The following is a 2,744-nucleotide window of genomic DNA, read 5'->3' as shown; positions in this document are numbered from 1 at the left end:
ATACTACATCACACGCATACGCGAGAGAACTTTCCGGAACAGAAGTAACAGAGGTAACTCCCCAGGCACAAAACAAAGCTGTTACTTCCGCTGAAAAAAGGGGGTTACAAGTTACTTCTTATGGTAAGTATTATGACCCCTGGGATGGATTCTTGGAGGAAGAGGAGAGCAAGCAAAGTGGATGATATCAGATCGAGGATAGAAAGAGGTAGGAAAGCCGTCAAGATTGCCAGAGAGAAGGGGATGGATACCTCTTACTGGGAGAAGGAGCTGGCACAGCTTGAGGTACTGGCTCAGGCTGAGGATACTGCCCGGCGTACCGGTGAGCTGCTTGGTAAACGGGGGTGGTGCTTATGGAAATGCGGCGCCCTGGATGACGATATCGTCGTGGTCTGCCGGGATGAAGATAGTGGTGGTTACCCGAAGGGATATCCTGTCTACATAGAGTATGAGCTTGGGATGTTGGGAAGGGATGATGTTAACCATGACTCCCTACGCCTGATACATGAGGCGAAGAAGCTAGCTGGAGCCAGGTTAGTAAATGACTAGCCCCTGGGGGCTACCCCCTCCCCCGGGTTATAGCAATAGTAGGCTAAATAGGTAGGGGGCTAACACCCAGTAGGCATATAGAATAGATTGAATAGTATAGATTGAATTGAGGAGATTTAAGCAGTGAGGTTCATACCGGAAAAATGGGAGACTGATTTCGAGGCGATCTGTGAGCTTGCTTTTGAGGAAGCCGGGGTGGGTGACGCGTCTCCTGAGGTCACTGATCTCTTCACCTGGTCGACCAATGCCGATGAGATCTGTGAGCAGGCTCAGAAAAGCCTGAGGTCTGCCATAAGGGAAAAGTACGGGCGCGGCTGCGCATGGCAAGGCAAACTCAGGCTAGTCCCGGTACCCGAATTACGCTTTGATACAACGCCGGTTCCCCAGTTGGGGATAGAGGTGAAGGCATACCTGGTCTGGGTAGGAGAGGTGCAGATTAGCGACGCTCGGTATTCGGTTACCCTGGTCGGGGTGACAGGTAAGCCCGAGGTTCTGGTACTACCGGCGGTCTTCCTTCAGGCCGTCTTAAATGATGATTTTGGGCGCTTCCGCATACTGGGTAGAAGCGGGAGCTACACTACCCGGGAGATACCGGGCGCTAAACCGGCGCGGTTTTGTGAGGATTTCATTAATGGATTGTCCCAGACACTGAAGAAGCAGTCGTTGGTAATGTGGCTGAATAAGTTTGGTGAGCAGGGTAGCTGCGTCGCCCCTCTTCTAGTCGGGAGCTTATTGGGCCTGGAATCGATGAGTTCGGACCGGCCCACACCCGTTGGAAAGCAAGCCTGGGATGAGGAAACTGTAATTAATGCCCTGGGGAGCATGGACTACCGCAGGCTAGAGGCAGAGGAAATGTTTCTTCGGGCCGCCCCTAAATTAAGAGCCGAGCAAACACTGGAGGAAGTAATCAGGATTATTCTTCAGGATAGAGGAAAGGAGGAATAGCAGTGAGTGATGAATTTACAGCTAGTGAGATCAGGGAGGCGGTGACGCTGGCCCGTATCTACTCTCCCGGTTATACCGAGGAGCAGTTTCGGGCTTCAGCGGCGCTTGTCGAGCGTCTGAAAGATTCAGGGTATCTGGAAGCGGTTTCCGGCGTAGCTAAATTGGAGCAAGAAAAGGCCCTCCATTTTACTGACGTGTTGGATGCTTGCGGTCGGCTACTGAAGGAGAAGGCGGTCATGGAGCATAAGCTGGTTAAACTCAAGACGGAAGTAGAAGATGCCCAGGGCAAGCTTGCCCAGGAGCAGGGTGAACTTCGCCAACTGGGAGAGGCTATCGGCCGAGCCAAAGCGGAGCATAAAAAAGAAGCGCGGGAGCTAACGGCTTTCAGAAAGAGGGTTGCAAAAGAAAAGGAAAGCATTGATAAGGAGATTGAGGAATACCGGGGAAGAGCAAACCTAACCCAGCAGGAGATAGACATAGCCAGGCAGCTGAAAACTGAATTGGATATGCATAGCTTGCCCTTGAATCTAGTCTTAGGCTTAGCTCAAGAATTGGCTGGTTATGAGGATAGCAGGGGCGAGTTAGCTAAAAGACTGGAGTATTACGGCGGCCTCAGCAAATCCATCGGGACGCTGGAATTGGATCTGATCGAGCTTAAATCACACCGGGATGATGAGCAAAAGATGGTAGATAGCCTAGAGCAGAAACATCAGCAACTTGAAAGCGCTGTTTCCCAGCTACAGGTTGATATAGCTCATGAGGAAGAACTGAGGCGCTTCTACCGGCGATACCGGGGAGTAAGCCCGCTTATGGACTATCTGGCAGCCTGGAACCAGATATATTTCCTGCGCTGTAATAACCCGGTATTTATTGTGACCGGTGCCTTCAGCAAAGCCGCAGGTAACGCACATTTCTGCACAGACAAACCACCCATCAAGTGTCCTCACTGCGGCTGCGGAGCAAATCTGCTTGTCTATGATGAAGGTCCCTATTATTCATTGGGCATTACTGCCGGTACTCCTGTTAAGCTGCAACTGGGAGAGTAGCTATGGCGAGAAAGAAAGCGGTTAAGAAGAAACCCACTGAATATACCCTGGATTGCCCATGCGGGGTTAAGGCGCCCATCTTTGAGTTAGAAAGTGGTTACATGGCCCACTGCGCTGATTGCGGATCGCTAGCCTTCTTTAATAATCCCCGGCTGCTGGAACGGCTGCGCTACGGGGGCGAACTCTGTCCTCATCATCCGGAGC

Annotated in this window: 5 protein-coding genes; all 5 read left to right on the top strand. The window is 51.6% G+C overall.

Annotation, left to right across the window (positions count from 1 at the left end):
* Nucleotides 1–185: hypothetical protein (locus tag PHI12_14955; protein ID MDD5512082.1), on the top strand; the 185-nt coding region annotated here is incomplete at its 5' end.
* Nucleotides 178–549, top strand: coding sequence for a hypothetical protein (locus tag PHI12_14950; GenBank protein ID MDD5512081.1), 372 nt, complete (start codon nt 178–180; stop codon nt 547–549). The genes PHI12_14955 and PHI12_14950, both read left to right, overlap by 8 nt.
* A gap of 123 nt (nt 550–672) precedes the next feature.
* Nucleotides 673–1,494: a hypothetical protein gene (locus tag PHI12_14945; GenBank protein ID MDD5512080.1), complete on the top strand. Its 822-nt coding sequence runs from the start codon at nt 673–675 to the stop codon at nt 1,492–1,494.
* A 2-nt stretch (nt 1,495–1,496) separates the two neighbouring features.
* Nucleotides 1,497–2,540 carry a hypothetical protein gene (locus PHI12_14940; protein ID MDD5512079.1) on the top strand — a complete coding sequence of 348 codons (1,044 nt, stop codon included), beginning with the start codon at nt 1,497–1,499 and terminating at the stop codon, nt 2,538–2,540.
* Nucleotides 2,541–2,542: 2 nt separating this feature from the next.
* Nucleotides 2,543–2,744 (top strand): hypothetical protein (locus tag PHI12_14935; protein MDD5512078.1); only part of this gene is annotated, 202 nt, incomplete at its 3' end.

The sequence above is a fragment of the Dehalococcoidales bacterium genome, assembly GCA_028716225.1.
Taxonomy (GTDB): Bacteria; Chloroflexota; Dehalococcoidia; order Dehalococcoidales; family UBA5760; genus UBA5760.
The sequence above is the reverse complement of the archived record's forward strand: the minus strand, read 5'-3'. Positions and strand labels throughout refer to the sequence as shown.